Here is a 16,843-nt window from a genome sequence, read left to right as displayed (position 1 = left end):
GACCGTCACGCGAACGACCACAGGACGCAAACCCATGTACGCCCCCGATGCGATGCAAGGTTCGGAGATGCAGGCCCAGGCTCACGAGCCCGAGCGCCGGCAGATGGACCAGGCCGAGGCCCGCTACGGCTTCCGTCCCCTCGCGCTTCCGGCGCTCGCCGCCGCCGCCCACTCGGTGAAGCCGGCCGGCAAGGTCGCCCCGCGGACCAACCGCAAGGGCGTGCTCGGCATCGTGCACGAGGATGCGCCGATCGACTGACCGATCGCGCGAACCGCCCCGTTCCCGACGGTTCGGTTCAGACTTTCTCGACGGGTTCGCGTCATCGTCGCCCGCTCCCAGCTCGCGCCGCGCTTTCGCCGGAGTGCCGCGCTAGGAGCGCCCGCCAGACGCGAACCCGAGGCTTCCATGCTGATCCTGCCGAGCCGCAGGCAGGTCCTGACCGGAATCGGCGGCACCTTCGCTGCGGCGGGGCTTTCGACCGGCGCCTACGCCTTCGGCGTCGAGCCGCTGTATCGCCTCGTGGTGACCCGCTACGCCCCGCGCCTGCCGGGTTGGACGCCGGGGCTCGCCCTCAAGGTCGCGGTGCTCGCCGACTTCCACGTCTGCGAGCCGTTCATGCCGCTCGACCGCGTCGCCGAGATCGTCGACGCGACGAACGCGCTGTCGCCCGACCTGATTCTCATGCTCGGCGACTATCCGGCCGCCGGCCGCATCGCCTGGAAGCGCGTGCCGCTGCCCGAGTTCGCGCGGCTCGCCGCGGGCCTGCGCGCGCCGCTCGGCACCTACTCGATCCTCGGCAACCACGATTGGTGGGACGACGCGGCCGCCCAGGCGGCCCGCGGCGGCGTGCCGGAAGCACGCCGCGTGCTCGAGGCGGTCGGCATCCCGGTGATGGAGAACGACGCGCTGCGCCTTTCCAAGGACGGGCACCCGTTCTGGATCGCGGGGCTGGGCGACCAGCAGCCGTTCCTGGTCTTCGACGACGACAGCGGTCGCGACGACCTGCCCGCGACGATGGCCAAGGTGACCGACGCGGCGCCGGTGATCCTGATGATCCACGAGCCGGACGCCTTCGTCGACGTGCCGGAGCGGGTGTCGCTGACGCTTGCCGGGCACACCCATGGCGGCCAGATCCGCCTGCTCGGCCGTTCGCCGGCGATCCGCCCGATCCACGGGCACGACTATTCCTACGGCCACGTCGTCACCGACGGGCGCCACATGATCGTCTCGGGCGGGTTCGGCGTCAGCCGCATCCCGGTCCGCCTCGGCGTGCCGCCCGAGATCGTTCTGCTCGAGCTCGGGTCGAGCCCGTCGCCCACCGCCTGAGCGGCGAGACGCCTCACGCGCCGGCGCTGGCCGTTTCGCGCACGCACGCTACGTTCTCGGCATGCGCGCGCTCCTCGTCGGCCTCATCCTCGCTCTGCCCGTCCCGGCGCTCGCCGACGAATGCGGCGACCTGATCGACAAGGTCGCCAAGGCGACGACGGCGAGTCCCGGCAACCGCAGCGCCGACTTCGCCAACTTCACGGCCGGCGACGGCACCACCCTGACGCTGTCCTGCGGCGGCCCGCAGCTCTCGTCGGTCGGCGCGCAGTTCCGCGGCGACGCCCCGCCCGACGGCTACTACGCCCTGTTCGGCAAGGCCGGCCACGCCGTCACCGGCATCGCGGCCGACGTGATCGAGGCGGCGGCCCACAAGGCCCGCGAGGCGGCGAGCCGCCTGCGCCACAGCAACGTCGACGCCGGCGGCGCCCGCATTACCTGCTCCGTCTCGGGCACCGACAAGGGCCCCCTGACGATGTGCGCCGTGATCGAGCACAGCGACCGGAGCTGAGCGCGGAGGGCCGCCTCAATCGGCCGCCTGCTCCAACGTGCGGGCGACCCACTTGTTGAGGCTGATTCCGGCCCGGCGTGCCGACGAGACCAACGCGCGATGCAGGCCCGGCTCGACCCGCACCACGAACTGCCCGGAAAAGGCCTTCTCCGACTCTTCCCCGCGCTCGGCGCAGAAGGCTAGGTAATCCTCGACGCTGTCGGCGAGCGCCTGCTTCAGCTCGTCGACGGACCGGCCCTGGAACGTGATCACGTCGCGGAGATCCAAGACCTCGCCGTGAAAGATATCGGCTTCCGCATCGTATTCGACGGAGGCTTCGTAGTTCCGATACTGCATCGTCGTCATGGCGTGACTCCAGCCTCGATCAGGAAGCGTCGCACCGACTTGACCGCGCCCTTGTCTGTCTAATTCTGCGGATGAGGCCGGTGAAACACCGCCCGCACCCCGTGCAGGGCCACCCGGATCCGCGACCCGCGGCCTTCCGTGATCTCCGCGCCGCACGCGCTCATCAGGGACTCGATGTCGGACCAGACGACACCCGAGCGCACGGGGTCGGCGAAGATCGCCGCCAGCGTCGTCCGATGCCGTCCGCCGAGCTTCATATGATATCAGCAGCCAGTATCACAAGACGTGCCTTCGCGGTGCGGTCGACGACCCGCACCTCGTTGCCTCCCGCCCTCAGAGCGGGATGTTGTCGTGCTTCTTCCAGGGCTGCTCCATCTCCTTGGTGCGCAGCATGCCCAGCGCCCGCGCGATGCGCTTGCGGGTGGAATGCGGCATGATCACCTCGTCGATGTAGCCGCGCTCGGCCGCCACGAACGGCGACAGGAAGCGGTCCTCGTACTCGCCGGTGCGCGCGGCGATCTTGTCGGTGTCGCCGAGCTCGCTGCGGAAGATGATCTCGACGGCGCCCTTGGCGCCCATCACCGCGATCTGCGCGGTCGGCCAGGCGTAGTTCAGGTCGGCGCCGACGTGCTTGGAGGCCATCACGTCGTAGGCGCCGCCGAAGGCCTTTCGCGTGATGATCGTCACCAGCGGCACCGTCGCCTGGGAGTAGGCGAACAGCAGCTTGGCGCCGTGCTTGATCAGGCCGCCGTATTCCTGCGCGGTGCCCGGCAGGAAGCCCGGAACGTCGACGAAGGTCACGATCGGGATCGAGAAGGCGTCGCAGAAGCGCACAAAGCGGGCGGCCTTGCGCGAGGCGTCCGAGTCGAGGACGCCCGCCAGCACCATCGGCTGGTTGGCCACGAACCCGACCGTGCGGCCCTCGATCCGGCCGAAGCCGGTCATGATGTTGCGGGCGTAGGCCGCCTGGATCTCGAAGAAGTCGCCCTCGTCGACGACCCGGCGAATCAGCTCGCCCATGTCGTAGGGCTTGTTCGGGTTGTCCGGGATCAGCGTGTCGAGCGACTTGTCGAGCCGCAGCGGGTCGTCGAAGCTCTCGATCTCCGGCACGCCGTCGATGTTGTTGGCCGGGAGGAAGTCGAGCAGCCGGCGGATCTGCAGGATCGCCTCGACGTCGTTCTCGAACGCGCCGTCGGCGATCGACGACTTCGTGGTGTGGACCTTGGCCCCGCCGAGCTCTTCCGCGGTGACGACCTCGTTGGTGACGGTCTTCACCACGTCGGGACCCGTGACGAACATGTAGCTCGTGTCGCGGACCATGAAGATGAAGTCGGTCATCGCCGGCGAGTAGACGTCGCCGCCCGCGCACGGCCCCATGATCACCGAGATCTGCGGGATGACGCCGGACGCCGCGACGTTGCGCCGGAACACCTCGCCGTAGCCGCCGAGCGCCGCCACGCCCTCCTGGATGCGCGCGCCGCCGGCATCGAAGATGCCGATGATCGGGGCGCGCATCTTCAGGGCCATGTCCTGGACCTTGATGATCTTCTGCGCGTGCGTCTCGGAGAGCGAGCCGCCGAACACGGTGAAGTCCTTCGAGAACAGGAACACGGTCCGGCCGTTGACCGTGCCCCAGCCGGTGACGACGCCGTCGCCGGGGATCTTCTGCTTCTCCATCCCGAAATCGGTCGAGCGGTGCTGCACGAACATGTCGAACTCCTCGAACGACCCGTGGTCGAGCAGGAGCTCGATGCGCTCGCGCGCCGTGAGCTTGCCGCGCTTGTGCTGGGCGTCGACCCGCTTCTCGCCGCCGCCGAGGCGGGCGAGCGACCGGCGCTCCTCGAGCTTTTCCAGAATGTCCTTCATGGGTCGAGCGGTCCTGCCTCGGGCGTCGGAAGAGTCTTGTCTTGCCTAAACTGGCCGAGGAGGCCGGCCCGCTCAAGCTTCGAAGCGCCTTAGCACGCGGTTCCGCGCCGGGGAATTGAACCTGATTTGGCGAGGCGACAAGGCGAATTTTCCGGTGCGCGACCGCTCCGGCAAAGCCTGGCCCACCACCTCGCCGGGCGCGCCAGCGCGACCACTTCGCTCAGCGCGCGAGCGCCGCCACCTCGGCCGCGGCCAGGAACTCGACCTTGCGCCCGGCGAGCCGGGTCGCGGCATCCTCGTCGGCGCCCCAGACGGCAGACTGGTAGGTCTCGTCGACATGGGCCGCGTCCCAACCCTCCTCCGCGGTAAGGCGGCCGGCGAGCACCGCCAGCGCGATCAGCAGAGAGCCGGTCAAGGTCGTCAGGGTGTGGAAGGCGGCGAGCCGGAACGGGTCGTCGATCGCCGACACCGCCCGGCGCAGGGCCGCGACCGAATCGTCCGGCTGCGTGACGTGCATCACGCCCTCGCTCAGGATCAGCCGGGCGCCCAGCGCCTCGCGCGCCCACGCGACGATCGGGTCCCAGGCTTCGGCTTGCGCCGCGACCAGGCGCTCGGGCGAGCCGGCGCGATAGGCGACGAGGTCGGTGCCGGCGTAGGGCCATAGATCCTCGGCCACCGCCGCCATGCGCGGGGCGACGCCGTCGATCGCGGTGTTGATCAGCCGGGTGAACGGCATCCTGGCCGGGTCGATGGTCTCGCCCTGCGCCGCCCACTCGGCGGCGAGGCGCTCGGCCAGCGCCCGCGTCGGCGCCGCCAGCGGGTTGCGCGCCGGCGTGTTGGCCGGGCGTCCGTCCAGCGTCAGGCGGAAGCCGCCCGCGCCCTCCGCGAACCCGGTCTCCTTGTAGAAGCGCTTCGGCAGCACCGGCTTGCCGTGGTCGCGCACCGCCCGCATCGGGTCGGGGCGCGGGGTGTCGGAGGGCTGGCCCAGCCAGTCTTGCGTGACGTCGTCGCTCATGGTTCGGAGATAGGCGATCGGGTGCGGTTTCGCGAGCCCGATCAGCCGCCGGACCCGTCCCGGAACAGGTCGCCGAGGGCCGAGGCCGTGTCCACGACGGTCACGGCGCCGGCGCCGAACAGGGCGCCGGCGGGATGATAGCCCCAGGCGACGCCGATGGCCGCAGCGCCCGCCGCCACCGCCATCGCCATGTCGTAGCTGGTGTCCCCGACCATCACGGTCGCCGACGGGCCGACGCCCGCCTCCGCCATCGCCTGGAGCAGCATCGCAGGATCGGGCTTCGAGGGCGCGTCGTCGGCGGTCTGGGTGGTGGCGAACCACCCTTCCCAGCCGTTGAAGGCGACGAGGTGGTCGACGCCGCGCCGCGACTTGCCGGTGGCGATGCCGAGCCGCACGTCGTCGCGGGCGTGCAGCCGCGCGATCAGCTCGCCCATGCCGGGAAACAGCGGCTCCTCGTAATCCGGGTCGAGCCGGAGGGCGTTGAACGCACGCTTGTAGCTCTCGGACAGCTCGGCGACCGGGCCGTCGTCCCCGACGAGGCGCCGGAACGCCTGGGGCAGCGAGAGGCCGACTACGGAAAGCGATTCGGCGCGGCTCGGCGCCGGAAGCCCATTCTCGGCGAACGCCGTGCCCTGCGCGGCGACGATCAGGTGCTGGCTGTCGACCAGGGTGCCGTCGACGTCGAAGACGACGAGCTTCACGTGCCGGGACGGCAGGGCCGCCTCACGGCCTGCGCTCCGCGGGAGACGGCGCCGATGGCGTCGGCGGGGCCGACGCGGGCGCCGTCGCGGCCGTCGGGGCCGCCTGCTGCTGCGCCGCCGACGGGGTGCGCGGCCGCTCGTAGCCGAGCTTGCACCGGATCAGGAATCGGCGCCGCCTGCCGCCGTGGAGCGCGCGCGCATGCGAGGCGCGGTTGCACGCGGCGTACGAACGCCGCCGCTTGTCGCCGCTGCGGGCGCTGGGCGGCCCCGCGCGGCCCAGCGACGGCTGCGCCTGCGCGCTCGGGGGCGCCGCGGGCGCGGCCGTCGCCAGCGTCTCGGGGCCGAGCAGGCCGAGGGCGGCGAGGCAGGCCAGCGTCGTGAGCTTCATGTCGATTAGGTCTCACCACGAGGGTCGATGTCGGCCGGGTGCCCAGGGCGGATGGCCGCCGGCCCGGTGCCCTTCGAGGATATGAGCCTCGTGGGGCGGTTGCCAACCCTCGCGGCCCGCGCGGTGCATGACGGCCGGGCGCCGCCGCGATCACGAACGCTTGGCCTCACGCCTCCGGCGCGTCGACGATCGGGTCGTAGCGCGCGGCATCGAAACCGAGCAGGTTCCAGCTCTGGGCCATGTGCGGCGGCAGCGGCGCGCTCACGTCGATCGGCTTGCCGGTGCGCGGATGCGGGATCACGATCCGGCGGGCGAGCAGGTGGAGCCGGTTCTGGATGCCGCCGGGCAGCGCCCAGTTCTCGACCGAGAAGTATTTCGGGTCGCCGACGATCGGATGCCCGATATGGGCGGCATGCGCCCGCAATTGGTGCGTCCGCCCGGTCACCGGCTTGAACGACAGCCACGACACCTTCTGCGCCGCCTGGTCGACGGTGGCGTAGTAGGTCAGCGCGTGGGTGGCGCCCTCCTCGCCGTGCTGGGCGATCCGCATGCGGGCGTCGGCATCGGTCGGCTCCTCCTTGACGAGGTAGGTCGAGACCCGGCCTTGCGGCGTGCGCGGCACGCCGGCGGTGAGCGCCCAGTAGATCTTCCGGGCCGCCCGCGAGCGGAAGCTCTTGGCGAGCGTCGCCGCCGCGACCCGGGTCTTGGCGACGATCAGGCAGCCGGCGGTGTCCTTGTCGAGGCGGTGGACGAGGCGCGGCTTCTGCCCGTCTGGGCCGGCCAGCGCCTCGAGCAGCCCGTCCACGTGCCGGACGGTGCCCGAGCCGCCCTGGACCGCCAGGCCGAACGGCTTGTTCAGCACCATCATGTCCGCGTCCTCGTAGAGAATCAGCGAGCGGATGTACTCGGCGTCGTTCTGGTCCCGCACCGGGTTGCGCGGCCGGTCGGCGGGCTGGTCGAGCTTGAGCGGCGGCACCCGCACCGCCATGCCCGGCTCGAGTCGGTCGTTGGGCTTGGCGCGCTTGCCGTCGACCCGCAGCTCGCCCTTGCGGACGATGCTCTGGACCCGGGCGAAGGGCAGCTGCGGGAACCGCGCGGTGAGGAAGCGGTCGATCCGCATCCCGGCCTCGTCGGTCTCGACGGTCAGCGTCTGCACGCCGGACGCCAGCGTCGCCGAGGCCGCCGCGCGCTGCTGGCGCCGGGTCGGTCCCTCGGCGAGGGGCGCCGGCATCTCGTCGGCCGGCCGCGGACGGGTCGCCCGCGCGATCGCCGGCTTGGTACGGGACGGCTCGGCGCGGGTCTGCTCCGTCGAGGCGTGCTCCTCCGGCGCCGGGCGCCGCGGCGCGCGGGCGGGCCGGGGGGCCGGCTCGGCCCCCTCGACCTCGGCCCAGGGCGACCGTCCGGTCGCGTCGTCGCCTCGAAGCTGCGCGGCGCGCTGGGCCGCGTCCAGCGCCGAGCTGCGCGGACCGGTGCCGGCGCGCTCGGACCGGCCGAATCGCGGCTTCCCGGGACCGCCGGCGCGGGGGCCGCGGCTCGCGCTCTTGCCGAAGGCGGCCTTTCCGGCCGCGGCTTTGCCGGCCGCGGACTTCGCGGCGGGCGGACGGCCGGAGCCCTTGCCGACGGTCTTGCCTGCGCCCTTGTCCGGGCCCCGGCCGGAGCCTTTCCCGGCCGAGCCGCCGCCGCGTGGTGGATTGCCTGTCATGCGAGGGCGTTAGCACCCGCCCGCGGCGGCGACAATTCGCCCTCGCCGCACGGCAGGCCGGCGTCGCGGCTCAGGCCGCCCGGCGGATCGCCTCGATGGTGAGACCGATGCCGACCGAGCCGAAGGTGTCGCCCTCGACGACGCGGGCGCCGGGCAGGCAGGACGTCAGCCCTTGGCGGACATGCGGCAGGCCGGTGGAGCCGCCGGTAAGGAACAGCGAATCGATCCGGTCCGCGCGCAAGCCCGCCTGGGCGAGGCAGCGCCCGACCCGCTCGGAGATCCGCACCGCCAGCGGTTCGGTGTGGGACACGAGGGCCGTCCGGTCGACCGAGGCCGCCAGGCCCGGCTCGACCCAATCGAGATCGACCTCGGAGGCGCCGTCGTTCGAGGCGGCGATCTTGGCGCCCTCGACGGCGATGGCGAGCGAATGCCCGCGCTCCAGCTCGACCACCGTGCGCAGGCGCTCGACGAGGTCCGGACGCGCGCCGTCGCGGATGATCTCGGCGATCTCGCGCAGGGTCTTGGCGTTGTAGAGCCGGTTGATGCTCGACCACGTGGCGAGGTCGTGGAAATAGGCGTTCGGCACCGAGAGCTCGGGGCGCTTCATCGGGCTGCCAAGGCCGAGCAGCGGCATCACCGTGCCGAGGCTGAGGAAGCGGTCGAAGTCGGTGCCGCCGATGCGGACGCCGTCGTTGGCGAGGATGTCGTCGGCCCGCTCCGCCTTAGCATGCCGCTCGGGCGACAGCCGCACGATCGAGAAGTCCGAGGTGCCGCCGCCGATGTCGGCGATCAGCGCGATCTCCTCGCTGCGGACGCTCTGCTCGTGGTCGAGCGCCGCGGCGATCGGCTCGTACTGGAACGAGACGTGGCGGAAGCCGATGCTCTCGGCGATCTCGCGGAGGGTGTCCTCGGCCCGGCGGTCGCCCTCGGCGTCGCCGTCGACGAAGTGGACCGGGCGCCCGTGCACCACCGTGTCGAAGGTCTCGCCGGCCGCGGTCTCGGCCCGCGCCTTCACCGCGGCGAGGTAGCGCCCGATCACGTCGCGGAAGCGCACGCGCTCGCGCCCGACCGGGGTCGTCTCCTCGATCAGGCCGGAGCCCAGCACCGACTTGAGGCTGCGCATCATCCGGCCCGGCGTGCCCTCGACATAGGCCTCTGTCGCCGCCCGGCCGATCACCGCCGCGCGGTTCGGCTCGAAGAAGATCGCGCTCGGGATGGTGACGTGGCGCCCCTCCAGCGGGACAAGGCGCGGACCCGGCGCGGTGCGGTGTCCGAGGGTCGTGTTCGACGTGCCGAAATCGAGGCCGCAGGCCGCCATCGGGTCTTTGTCTTTCGCGAAGGGTCGGGGGGCGGGTGCCCTACAGGCTGGCGGGCCCCCGGTCCAGCGTTCACAGCCAGCGCGGTGCGAGGAAGATCGCGAGCGCGGCCAGCAGCCATGCACAAAGCCCGCCGAGGAGGGCGACGCGATGGTCGCAGAACCCGCCGAGCCACCACGCCACGGCGAGGAAGACGAGGTAGGCGGGAATCGTGCGGACGCCCGCGAGGCAGGTCTCGCGGAAGGCGCCGGCCTCGCCCTTCGCCCCGACCGCGAGCAGCGCGATGATCGCGAAGGTCGGTGCCAGCGGCAGGATGCCGGGCAGGACGTTGCCGCGGCGCGAGGCCAGCACGATCGCCATCGTCACGAGGCCGCCGGCCACGCCTTTCAGGAGGTCGTCCATGCCGGCGCTCATCCCTCCTCGCGCCGCGCTTTCCGAAGCTGCTCCCAGTGGGCGAGCCGGTCGCGGTAGCGGCTCTCCATGCCGCGGTCGGTCGGCGCGTAGAGGTGCTGGCGGCCGAGCCGTTCCGGCCAGTAATCCTGCCCCGAGAACGCCTCCGGCTCGTCGTGGTCGTAGCGGTAGCCCTCGCCGTAGCCGAACCGTTTCATCAGCTTGGTCGAGCCGTTGAGGATGGTGCGCGGCGGCGGCAGCGAGCCATGCTCCTTGGCGATGCGGGTCGCGGCCTTGTAGGCCTCGTAGGCGGCGTTCGATTTCGGGGCGCAGGCGAGGTAGATCACGGCCTGTGCCAGGGCGAGCTCGCCCTCGGGGCTGCCGAGGAAGTCGAACGCGTCCTTGGCGGCGGTGGTGATCACCAGCGCCTGCGGGTCGGCGAGCCCGATATCCTCCACCGCCATCCGCACCAGCCGGCGGGCGATGAACAGGCGGTCCTCGCCGCCGTCGAGCATGCGGCAGAGATAGTACAGGGCCGCGTCCGGGTCCGAGCCGCGCACCGTCTTGTGCAGCGCGCTGATCAGGTTGTAGTGGCCCTCCTGCGCCTTGTCGTAGATCGGCGCGCGGCGCTGGACGAGCGTCTGCAGCACCTCCGCGTCGAGGATCTCGTCGGGCTTGGCGGAGCGCCAGACCTCTTCGCACAGGGTCAACGCCGCGCGCCCGTCGCCGTCGGCCATGCGCACGAGCACGCCCCGCGCCTCCTCGGTGAGCGGCAGCGCCTGGCCCGTCAGGTCCTCCGCCCGCGCGATCAGCTTGGCGATGGCGCCGTCGTCGAGCGCGCGGAACAGCAGGACGCGGGCGCGCGACAGCAGCGCTGCGTTGAGCTCGAAGGACGGGTTCTCGGTGGTCGCCCCCACGAGCGTCACCGTCCCGTCCTCCATCACCGGCAGGAAGGCGTCGAGCTGCGCCCGGTTGAAGCGGTGGATCTCGTCGACGAAGAGCAGCGTCCCCTGCCCCGTCGCCCGGCGCTTGCGCGCGGCCTCGAACACCTTGCGCAGGTCGGGCACGCCGGAGAAGATCGCCGAGATCTGCTCGAAATGCAGGTCGGTCTCGTGCGCGAGCAGGCGCGCCACCGTCGTCTTGCCGGTGCCGGGCGGTCCCCAGAACACCAGCGAGCCGAAGGTCCGCCCACGCAGCAACCGCGTCAGCGCGCCGTCCGGGCCGGTGAGGTGATCCTGGCCGACGACCTCGGCGAGCGTGCCGGGCCGGAGCCGGTCGGCGAGCGGGCGGGGCGCCGACGCATCGAGGCCGGCGGTTGCGAACAGGTCGGGCATGCCGGCATCAACACCCTGCGCCCCTCCCTCGGCAAGGGCCGCCGAACGTCGGGTCGGCCTGATTCGAGCGGCCGGGATCGGCGCCACGCGGGCGCGTGTGCCCGACGAAGGGCGAAAGGCTCCATTTACCCCCGCGACCGAAGTCTTCGTCCGGCGTCCGCCAAACGAGCCGCGCCGCCTGCCGCCGCCAGGACGCGTGAGACTCCCTTAAGCTCGCCCGTGCTCAGGGTGAGACCGATCGGGGGGACGGTTCATGATCGGAAAACGCGGCAGCTGGGGCGAAGGAGAGCTTTACGAGGTTCTCTGCTTGCTGATGATCGGTGCGTGTTTATGGGTCATCGGAATTCAATTTGAGGTTTTCTCCTGGCTCAATGCTTTCGTCCAGGCGCACCAGCTCTCCAACGAGTTCATGCTCGTGGCGCTGATGGGGATGGCGGTGTTCGTCGCCAGTCTGCGGAAGTCCCTGCTGCTGCGGGTGGCGATGCGCGAGCGCGACATCACCGCCGCCGAGGCCGAGGCGGTGGCACGCCACGACGTCCTGACCGGGCTCGCCAACCGCCGCCTGTTCCTGGAGACGCTGGAGCGCCGCAGGGCGGCCGCGACCCTGGTCCCGACCCATGCGGTGCTCCTGGTCGACCTCGACCGCTTCAAGCCGGTCAACGACATCTACGGGCACGCGGCCGGCAACGCCGTGCTGTGCGCCGTCGCCGAGCGCCTGTCCGCCCTGACGCCCGACGCCGGCCTCGCGGCCCGTCTCGGCGGCGACGAGTTCGCCCTGCTCGTGCCGCTCGACGGCGGCAGCGACGGCCTGACCCGGCTCGCGCAAGGGTTGATCGCGGCGATCGCGGCGCCGATCCAGTGGCAGGGCAACGAGCTGAAGGTCGGCGCGACCATCGGCATCGCCCTGATCTCGGCCGACCAGGCGGATGCCGACGTGGTTCTGCATGCCGCCGACCTCGCGATGTACCAGGGCAAGAAGGACGGCCGCGGCGTGTTCCGCGTGTTCAAGAGCGCGATGGACATCGAGCTCAAGGCGCGGGCCCAGCTCGAGAGCGAGCTTCGCGAGGCGATCGCGAGCGGCGCGATCGAGCCGTACTACCAGCCGGTGGTGACGCTGCCGGAGAAGACGCTGGTCGGCGTCGAGGTGCTGGCCCGCTGGCGGCACCCGGTCCGCGGGCTGCTCGCGCCGGCCTGCTTCATCGGGATCGCGGAGGAGACCGGCCTCATCGCCGAGCTCAGCATGAAGCTCCTGCGCCAGGCCTGCCTCGACGCCCGGGACTGGCCGCCCCATTTCCAGCTCGCGGTCAACATCGCGCCGCAGCAGTTCCAGGACCGCTGGCTGTGCGAGCGCATCCTCGCGATCCTGACCGAGACCGGCTTCTCCCCGAGCCGCCTCGAGGTCGAGATCACCGAGACGGCCCTGGTGCAGGACCTGGAGGCGGCCCGCACGACCCTGACCTCGCTGCAGAACCTTGGCGTGCGCATCGCCCTCGACGACTTCGGGACCGGCTATTCCAGCCTGTACCACCTGCGCGAGCTCAAGTTCGACAAGCTGAAGATCGACCGCACCTACGTCGACACCATCACCATGAGCGCCGAGCGGGCCAAGCTCGTCGACGCGATCATCAAGCTCGGCGCCAGCCTCGGGCTGGTCACCACCGCCGAGGGGATCGAGACCGATGCCAGCGTCGACTGGCTTTCCGACCAGGGCTGCGACTACGGCCAGGGCTACCTGTTCGGCGCCCCGATGCCGAAGGACGCGATCACCGCGCTGATCGGCAAGCCGCTCGAGGAGATCCAGGCCACCGCCATCGCGTTCCAGGCGGCCTGAGGCCGGGGTCGCGTCCGGGCCGGTGCGGCCTCAGCCGCCGAACATCGAGGTCAGCACCTCGCCGTTGCGGTTGATCGCGATCTCCCAGGCGCTCTGCACGGTGCGGGTGGCGCGCTCGACGTCCTTCGTCGTCGAGACCGGCTGCCCGTTGATCGAGACCAGCATGTCGCCCTTCTGCAGGCCGGCGCGCGCCGCGATCGAATTCTCGTCGACCGCCTGCACCGCGACCCCGTCGACGGGGAAGTCCATCAGCATCTCCTCGGCGACGGCCGGCGAGGTGTTGATCAGCGTGGCGCCGAAGAACGGCGAGCGCGTGCGGACCTTCAGCACGTCGCGCGGCCGCGTCTCGGGCGCCGGCGTCAGCTTGACCGGGAGCGTGCTGCGGCTGGTGCCGCGCAGGATGCCGAACTTGGTCTGGCCGGTGATGCCCTTGAGCGCGAAGCGGTAGCCGAAGGCTTCCGGGTCGTCGACGCTCAAGCCGTCGACCGTCAGGATCAGGTCGCCGCGCTTCAGCCCCGCCTCGTCCGCCGGGCTCTTGGCCTGCAGGCTCGCCACCAGCACGCCGGTCGGATGGTCGAGGCCCATGCTCTCGGCGATGTCCGGCGTCACGCTCTGCACCCGCGCGCCGAGCCAGGGCCGCCGCACGGTGGTGGCGCCGTTCTTAGCGGTCTCGACCACCGCCTTGACCATGCTGGCGGGGATCGCGAAGCCGATGCCGTGGCTGCCGCCCGACTGCGAGTAGATCGCGGTGTTGATCCCCATCAATTGCCCGCGCAGGTCGACCAGCGCCCCGCCGGAATTGCCCGGATTGATCGCGGCGTCGGTCTGGATGAAGAACTGGTAGTCCGACGAGCCGACCTGGGTGCGCGCCAGCGCCGAGACGATGCCCTGCGTCACCGTCTGGCCGACGCCGAACGGGTTGCCGATCGCCATCACGAAGTCGCCGACCTCCAGGCTCTCCGAGTCGCCGAACGGCATCGGGATCAGCCCGCCGGTCGGGTTGGTGATCCGCACCACGGCGAGATCCGTGCGCGGGTCGCGCAGCACGATCGTCGCCTCGAACTCGCGCCGGTCGGCCAGCGAGACGCGGACCTCGTTCATGTTGTCGATGACATGGTTGTTGGTGATGATCAGCCCCGACGCGTCGACGATGACGCCGGAGCCGAGGGATTTCTGCGCCCGCTCGCCCGGGGCGCCGCCCTGCCCGCGGCCGCCCTCCGCGCCGAAGAACCGGCGCATGAACTCGTCCATGGCACTGGTGCGGGCGTTGGGCCGCTTGTCGATGTGCGAGGCGTAGACGTTCACCACCGAGGGCGCCGCCCGCTTCACCACGGGGGCGAAGGAGAGCTGCACCTCGCCCTTGCCCGTCGGCGCCGCCTTCTCGGGCATCGCCGACTTCAGCGGCGGCGCATCCGGGGTCTTCATGTCCGGTGTCTTGAAGTCCGGTGTCTTGACGTCCGGTGTCTTGACGTCCGGTGTCTTGGCCATCTGCGCGGCGGCGGGGCCGGCGGACAGCATCAGCGCGGCGACCAGGACGATCGGGGTGGACGGGCGAGGCATGCAGGGCTCCGGGCGCTCGGGGTCGTCGGGGCGCCGGGCCGCCCGCGGCGGCGCGGGCCGGCCCGGACCGACGGGCGTTTGCGGCCTGTCTATCGCGGCCGAATGCGGCGCGCGAGAGCCCGATCCCGGGCTCGCGCACGCACGCGTTCAGCCCTTCAAGAACGCCAGCAGGTCGGCGTTCAACCGTTCGGCATGGGTGAACGGCACCGCGTGCGGGGCGCCCTCGTAGACGACGAACGCCGCGCCGGGGATCGCGGCGGCGGCCGCCTTTCCCGATACCGCGATCGGCACGGTCTGGTCGTCGTCGCCGTGGATCACCAGCGTCGGCACCGTGAAATGCGCCATGTCGGCCCGGAAGTCGGTGGTGCCGAAGGCGCTCACGCAAGCGGTCGTCGCCTTGGGCGAGGCCAGCATCGCCAGGTTGCCGGCCCAGGTCATCGTCTCCGTCGAGACCGGCGAGTGGAAGACGCCGGCGCCGAAGAAGGTCTTGGCGAAGTTCGCCAGGAAGGCCGGACGGTCCTTCACGAGGCCGTCGATCATGCCCTGAAAGAGGCTGCCGTCGACGCCGTCGGGATTGTTGCCGGTCTTGAGGAGGTAGGGCGTCACCGCGGAGACCAGCACCGCCTTCGCGACGCGCGCGCCGCCGTGCCGGGACATGTAGCGGGCGATCTCGCCGCCGCCCATCGAGAAGCCGACCAGGGCGGCGTCACGGAGGTCGAGGTGGTCGAGCACCGCCTTCAGGTCGTCGGCGAAGGTGTCGTAATCGTAGCCGGTCCAGGGCTGGTCCGACCGGCCGAAGCCGCGGCGGTCGTAGGCGACGACCCGGTAGCCCGCCTCGGCGAGCACCGGCATCTGATGTTCCCACATGTCGGCGTCGAGCGGCCAGCCGTGGATCAGCACCACCGGCCGGCCGGTGCCCCAATCCTTGTAGTAGAGCCGTGTGCCGTCCTTTGTCTCGATGAAGGCCATGTCTCGCTCCTGCTCGGATGGTCTTCCGCGGCGACCGCCCGGCCGGCGCGCAAGCCTGTCGCCGAAAGCAAGCCGACGACGCGCCGAACGTTCCGAGGCCGCGTAGAATGCAGAAAGGCCGGAGGGGTCATCCCGCCTCCGGCCTTCCGCATCGCAGGTCTCGTGTCGTCGCGTCCCGGGTCGCCGAGGCGGGTCCTCAGGCGTCCTTCTTCTTCCGGGGCGCGCGAGTCTTCTTGGCGGGCGCCTCGGATTCGGCGGCGGGCGCCTCCTCCTCGGTCACCACCGGCTCGGACGGGGCGGCCTTCGCCACGTTCTTGCGGCGCTGCTGGCCGAGGCCGAGGGCGCGGGCCAGCTCGGAGCGCTGCTCGGAGTAGCTCTGCGACGTCATCGGATAGTCGGGCGCCAGGCCCCACTTCGCGCGATACTGCTCGGGCGAGAGGCCGCGCAGGGTCAGGTGCCGGCGCAGGGTCTTGTACTGCTTCCCGTCCTCGAAGCTGATCAGGTAATCCGCCGTGACCGAGCGACGGATTTCCTGAGCGGTCGCCTTCGGCGGCCCGACCTCGGCGACCGGGCCATTTGCACCAGACACGCCGACGATCGCCTCGTGCACATCGCTCAGGAGCTTCGGCAGTTCGGCGCTCTGGACGTGATTGTTGCTGACATAGGCGGAGACGATGTCCGCGGCCAACGTGATGAAGCGGGCCTTGTCGATGTCTGGTTCACTCATGATCTTCGTACCGTCATTCTGACTTCGGGTGATAGTTCGAACCGTAAGCTCAGTTTCGGCACCCGGCAAGACTATTTCGGGGTTTTTGACCGAATCCTGAGGAATTCCGGCCTGATCGGCGGTACTCCGGCGCAATGCGCAGATCAAGAACCTCAGCGATGCGGACAAACGTTCGGAAATGTCGGCCGATTCGAACTAAATTGTGCGCAATTCTCCCGCGCGGTCGCACCAATCCATGATTGTTGGGAAAAAATCCTGATGCCGATCCTGCGGCGATCGCGCGCCGCAACACCTTGCTGGGCGTATCGGTCAGGTGGTTCTAGTACCGATGGACTAGCCGTTTTTCGCTGCTGGGGCGCTGCGCGGTGCGCGGCGCAGCGATCGACCGACGGGCGAAAGCCCGGATGGGCCGTTCCCGGCGAAGGGCAGGTGATTCGCGTTGCGCGATCACCGCGGCGGTCGATCCGCCAAGGGCGGCCGACGGCACGCCGAGGCGCGCTCGAACGCGGACCGGCATGATCCGAGGTTCGCGCGTCGAATCGACGAGGATGCCACGCGAGAACGCCGGTGGCCGACGCGACCGTCCTGCGGCGGTTGCCGCGCCGGATCCGTCCTCGACGTCGAACCCGACAGGCGTGCCCCTCCCGCCCGGGCTCGCCGTCGGCGCCGCGGCACGCCGGGATTGTCCCGGAACCGCGTCCGGGGGCGTTGCGAGCCGGTCGTCGCCTACCGTGAGTAGGCGTAGACGGAGGCTGCGGATGCGACGGGGCCTGCGACGGTGGAGAAGACGCTGACGACCTTGGAGACTTCGGTGAAGGGGGCGTTGGAGACGTAGACGAGGTCGCGGTTTCGCATGCGGAAGGC

The 16,843-nt window shown here is 71.0% G+C and carries 17 protein-coding genes and 1 pseudogene; 4 read left to right on the top strand and 14 right to left on the bottom strand.

Annotation, left to right across the window (positions count from 1 at the left end; genetic code table 11):
- The first annotated feature begins 34 nt into the window (after window positions 1-34).
- From MKK64_RS00645 to MKK64_RS00635, 3 genes are all read left to right on the top strand, one after another.
- Window positions 35-259: a hypothetical protein gene (locus MKK64_RS00645; protein ID WP_147843706.1), complete on the top strand. Its 225-nt coding sequence runs from the start codon at window positions 35-37 to the stop codon at window positions 257-259.
- 147 nt (window positions 260-406) lie between these two features.
- On the top strand, window positions 407-1,327 hold the full coding sequence (locus MKK64_RS00640; RefSeq protein ID WP_243931781.1) for a metallophosphoesterase: 921 nt from the start codon (window positions 407-409) through the stop codon (window positions 1,325-1,327).
- 61 nt (window positions 1,328-1,388) lie between these two features.
- Window positions 1,389-1,835, top strand: a complete 447-nt coding sequence (locus tag MKK64_RS00635; RefSeq protein ID WP_147843707.1) for an ABC transporter ATPase — start codon at window positions 1,389-1,391, stop codon at window positions 1,833-1,835.
- Window positions 1,836-1,850: 15 nt separating this feature from the next.
- Here the strand turns inward: MKK64_RS00635 and MKK64_RS00630 are convergent, their stop codons facing one another.
- From MKK64_RS00630 to MKK64_RS00585, 10 genes are all read right to left on the bottom strand, one after another.
- Entirely contained in the window at window positions 1,851-2,180 is a 330-nt protein-coding gene (locus tag MKK64_RS00630) for a type II toxin-antitoxin system HicB family antitoxin (RefSeq protein ID WP_243931779.1), read from the bottom strand.
- A 59-nt stretch (window positions 2,181-2,239) separates the two neighbouring features.
- A complete protein-coding gene (locus MKK64_RS00625) occupies window positions 2,240-2,437 on the bottom strand; it encodes a type II toxin-antitoxin system HicA family toxin (RefSeq protein WP_243931777.1) in 198 nt (65 codons plus the stop codon).
- A gap of 76 nt (window positions 2,438-2,513) precedes the next feature.
- Entirely contained in the window at window positions 2,514-4,046 is a 1,533-nt protein-coding gene (locus MKK64_RS00620) for an acyl-CoA carboxylase subunit beta (protein WP_147727895.1), read from the bottom strand.
- 220 nt (window positions 4,047-4,266) lie between these two features.
- Window positions 4,267-5,061: an ATP12 family chaperone protein gene (locus tag MKK64_RS00615; protein WP_243931775.1), complete on the bottom strand. Its 795-nt coding sequence runs from the start codon at window positions 5,059-5,061 to the stop codon at window positions 4,267-4,269.
- 41 nt (window positions 5,062-5,102) lie between these two features.
- Entirely contained in the window at window positions 5,103-5,762 is a 660-nt protein-coding gene (locus MKK64_RS00610) for an HAD-IA family hydrolase (protein WP_147729967.1), read from the bottom strand.
- A 22-nt stretch (window positions 5,763-5,784) separates the two neighbouring features.
- Entirely contained in the window at window positions 5,785-6,150 is a 366-nt protein-coding gene (locus tag MKK64_RS00605; protein WP_243931773.1) for a hypothetical protein, read from the bottom strand.
- Between the two features lie 166 nt (window positions 6,151-6,316).
- Window positions 6,317-7,852, bottom strand: coding sequence for an RluA family pseudouridine synthase (locus tag MKK64_RS00600; protein WP_243931772.1), 1,536 nt, complete (start codon window positions 7,850-7,852; stop codon window positions 6,317-6,319).
- A 70-nt stretch (window positions 7,853-7,922) separates the two neighbouring features.
- Window positions 7,923-9,170: an Hsp70 family protein gene (locus MKK64_RS00595; protein ID WP_243931770.1), complete on the bottom strand. Its 1,248-nt coding sequence runs from the start codon at window positions 9,168-9,170 to the stop codon at window positions 7,923-7,925.
- A 70-nt stretch (window positions 9,171-9,240) separates the two neighbouring features.
- Window positions 9,241-9,570, bottom strand: coding sequence for a GlpM family protein (locus tag MKK64_RS00590; RefSeq protein ID WP_243931768.1), 330 nt, complete (start codon window positions 9,568-9,570; stop codon window positions 9,241-9,243).
- 8 nt (window positions 9,571-9,578) lie between these two features.
- The gene (locus MKK64_RS00585; protein WP_243931766.1) at window positions 9,579-10,892 is read right to left on the bottom strand and encodes a replication-associated recombination protein A; all 1,314 of its coding nucleotides are present in this window, start codon (window positions 10,890-10,892) and stop codon (window positions 9,579-9,581) included.
- 253 nt (window positions 10,893-11,145) lie between these two features.
- On the opposite strand from MKK64_RS00585, the gene MKK64_RS00580 reads away from it, so the two are divergent.
- Complete coding sequence (locus MKK64_RS00580) at window positions 11,146-12,723, top strand: putative bifunctional diguanylate cyclase/phosphodiesterase (RefSeq protein WP_243931764.1); 1,578 nt, start codon at window positions 11,146-11,148, stop codon at window positions 12,721-12,723.
- 30 nt (window positions 12,724-12,753) lie between these two features.
- Here the strand turns inward: MKK64_RS00580 and MKK64_RS00575 are convergent, their stop codons facing one another.
- The 4 genes and pseudogenes from MKK64_RS00575 to MKK64_RS00560 all read right to left on the bottom strand — a co-directional run.
- The gene (locus MKK64_RS00575) at window positions 12,754-14,283 is read right to left on the bottom strand and encodes a Do family serine endopeptidase (RefSeq protein ID WP_243931762.1); all 1,530 of its coding nucleotides are present in this window, start codon (window positions 14,281-14,283) and stop codon (window positions 12,754-12,756) included.
- 147 nt (window positions 14,284-14,430) lie between these two features.
- Window positions 14,431-15,252 carry an alpha/beta fold hydrolase gene (locus MKK64_RS00570; protein WP_243931760.1) on the bottom strand — a complete coding sequence of 274 codons (822 nt, stop codon included), beginning with the start codon at window positions 15,250-15,252 and terminating at the stop codon, window positions 14,431-14,433.
- A gap of 196 nt (window positions 15,253-15,448) precedes the next feature.
- Entirely contained in the window at window positions 15,449-15,979 is a 531-nt protein-coding gene (locus tag MKK64_RS00565; protein WP_147729521.1) for a MucR family transcriptional regulator, read from the bottom strand.
- A gap of 726 nt (window positions 15,980-16,705) precedes the next feature.
- Window positions 16,706-16,843: pseudogene (locus tag MKK64_RS00560) on the bottom strand (sugar transporter); the annotation flags it as partial.

The organism is Methylobacterium sp. E-025, assembly GCF_022829705.1.
GTDB lineage: Bacteria > Pseudomonadota > Alphaproteobacteria > Rhizobiales > Beijerinckiaceae > Methylobacterium.
Note: the sequence above shows the minus strand (reverse complement) of the source record. Positions and strands in the feature narration are given on the sequence as shown.

What these genes read in the sequence shown, in the direction of transcription:
- MKK64_RS00590 (WP_243931768.1), bottom strand. Translation starts at nt 9,570, where the DNA reads ATGGACGACCTCCTGAAAGGCGTGGCCGGCGGCCTCGTGACGATGGCG.
- MKK64_RS00580 (WP_243931764.1), top strand. Translation starts at nt 11,146, where the DNA reads ATGATCGGAAAACGCGGCAGCTGGGGCGAAGGAGAGCTTTACGAGGTT.
- MKK64_RS00595 (WP_243931770.1), bottom strand. Translation starts at nt 9,170, where the DNA reads ATGGCGGCCTGCGGCCTCGATTTCGGCACGTCGAACACGACCCTCGGA.
- MKK64_RS00570 (WP_243931760.1), bottom strand. Translation starts at nt 15,252, where the DNA reads ATGGCCTTCATCGAGACAAAGGACGGCACACGGCTCTACTACAAGGAT.
- MKK64_RS00615 (WP_243931775.1), bottom strand. Translation starts at nt 5,061, where the DNA reads ATGAGCGACGACGTCACGCAAGACTGGCTGGGCCAGCCCTCCGACACC.
- MKK64_RS00630 (WP_243931779.1), bottom strand. Translation starts at nt 2,180, where the DNA reads ATGACGACGATGCAGTATCGGAACTACGAAGCCTCCGTCGAATACGAT.
- MKK64_RS00635 (WP_147843707.1), top strand. Translation starts at nt 1,389, where the DNA reads ATGCGCGCGCTCCTCGTCGGCCTCATCCTCGCTCTGCCCGTCCCGGCG.
- MKK64_RS00575 (WP_243931762.1), bottom strand. Translation starts at nt 14,283, where the DNA reads ATGCCTCGCCCGTCCACCCCGATCGTCCTGGTCGCCGCGCTGATGCTG.
- MKK64_RS00600 (WP_243931772.1), bottom strand. Translation starts at nt 7,852, where the DNA reads ATGACAGGCAATCCACCACGCGGCGGCGGCTCGGCCGGGAAAGGCTCC.
- MKK64_RS00625 (WP_243931777.1), bottom strand. Translation starts at nt 2,437, where the DNA reads ATGAAGCTCGGCGGACGGCATCGGACGACGCTGGCGGCGATCTTCGCC.
- MKK64_RS00640 (WP_243931781.1), top strand. Translation starts at nt 407, where the DNA reads ATGCTGATCCTGCCGAGCCGCAGGCAGGTCCTGACCGGAATCGGCGGC.
- MKK64_RS00585 (WP_243931766.1), bottom strand. Translation starts at nt 10,892, where the DNA reads ATGCCCGACCTGTTCGCAACCGCCGGCCTCGATGCGTCGGCGCCCCGC.
- MKK64_RS00565 (WP_147729521.1), bottom strand. Translation starts at nt 15,979, where the DNA reads ATGAGTGAACCAGACATCGACAAGGCCCGCTTCATCACGTTGGCCGCG.
- MKK64_RS00645 (WP_147843706.1), top strand. Translation starts at nt 35, where the DNA reads ATGTACGCCCCCGATGCGATGCAAGGTTCGGAGATGCAGGCCCAGGCT.
- MKK64_RS00620 (WP_147727895.1), bottom strand. Translation starts at nt 4,046, where the DNA reads ATGAAGGACATTCTGGAAAAGCTCGAGGAGCGCCGGTCGCTCGCCCGC.
- MKK64_RS00605 (WP_243931773.1), bottom strand. Translation starts at nt 6,150, where the DNA reads ATGAAGCTCACGACGCTGGCCTGCCTCGCCGCCCTCGGCCTGCTCGGC.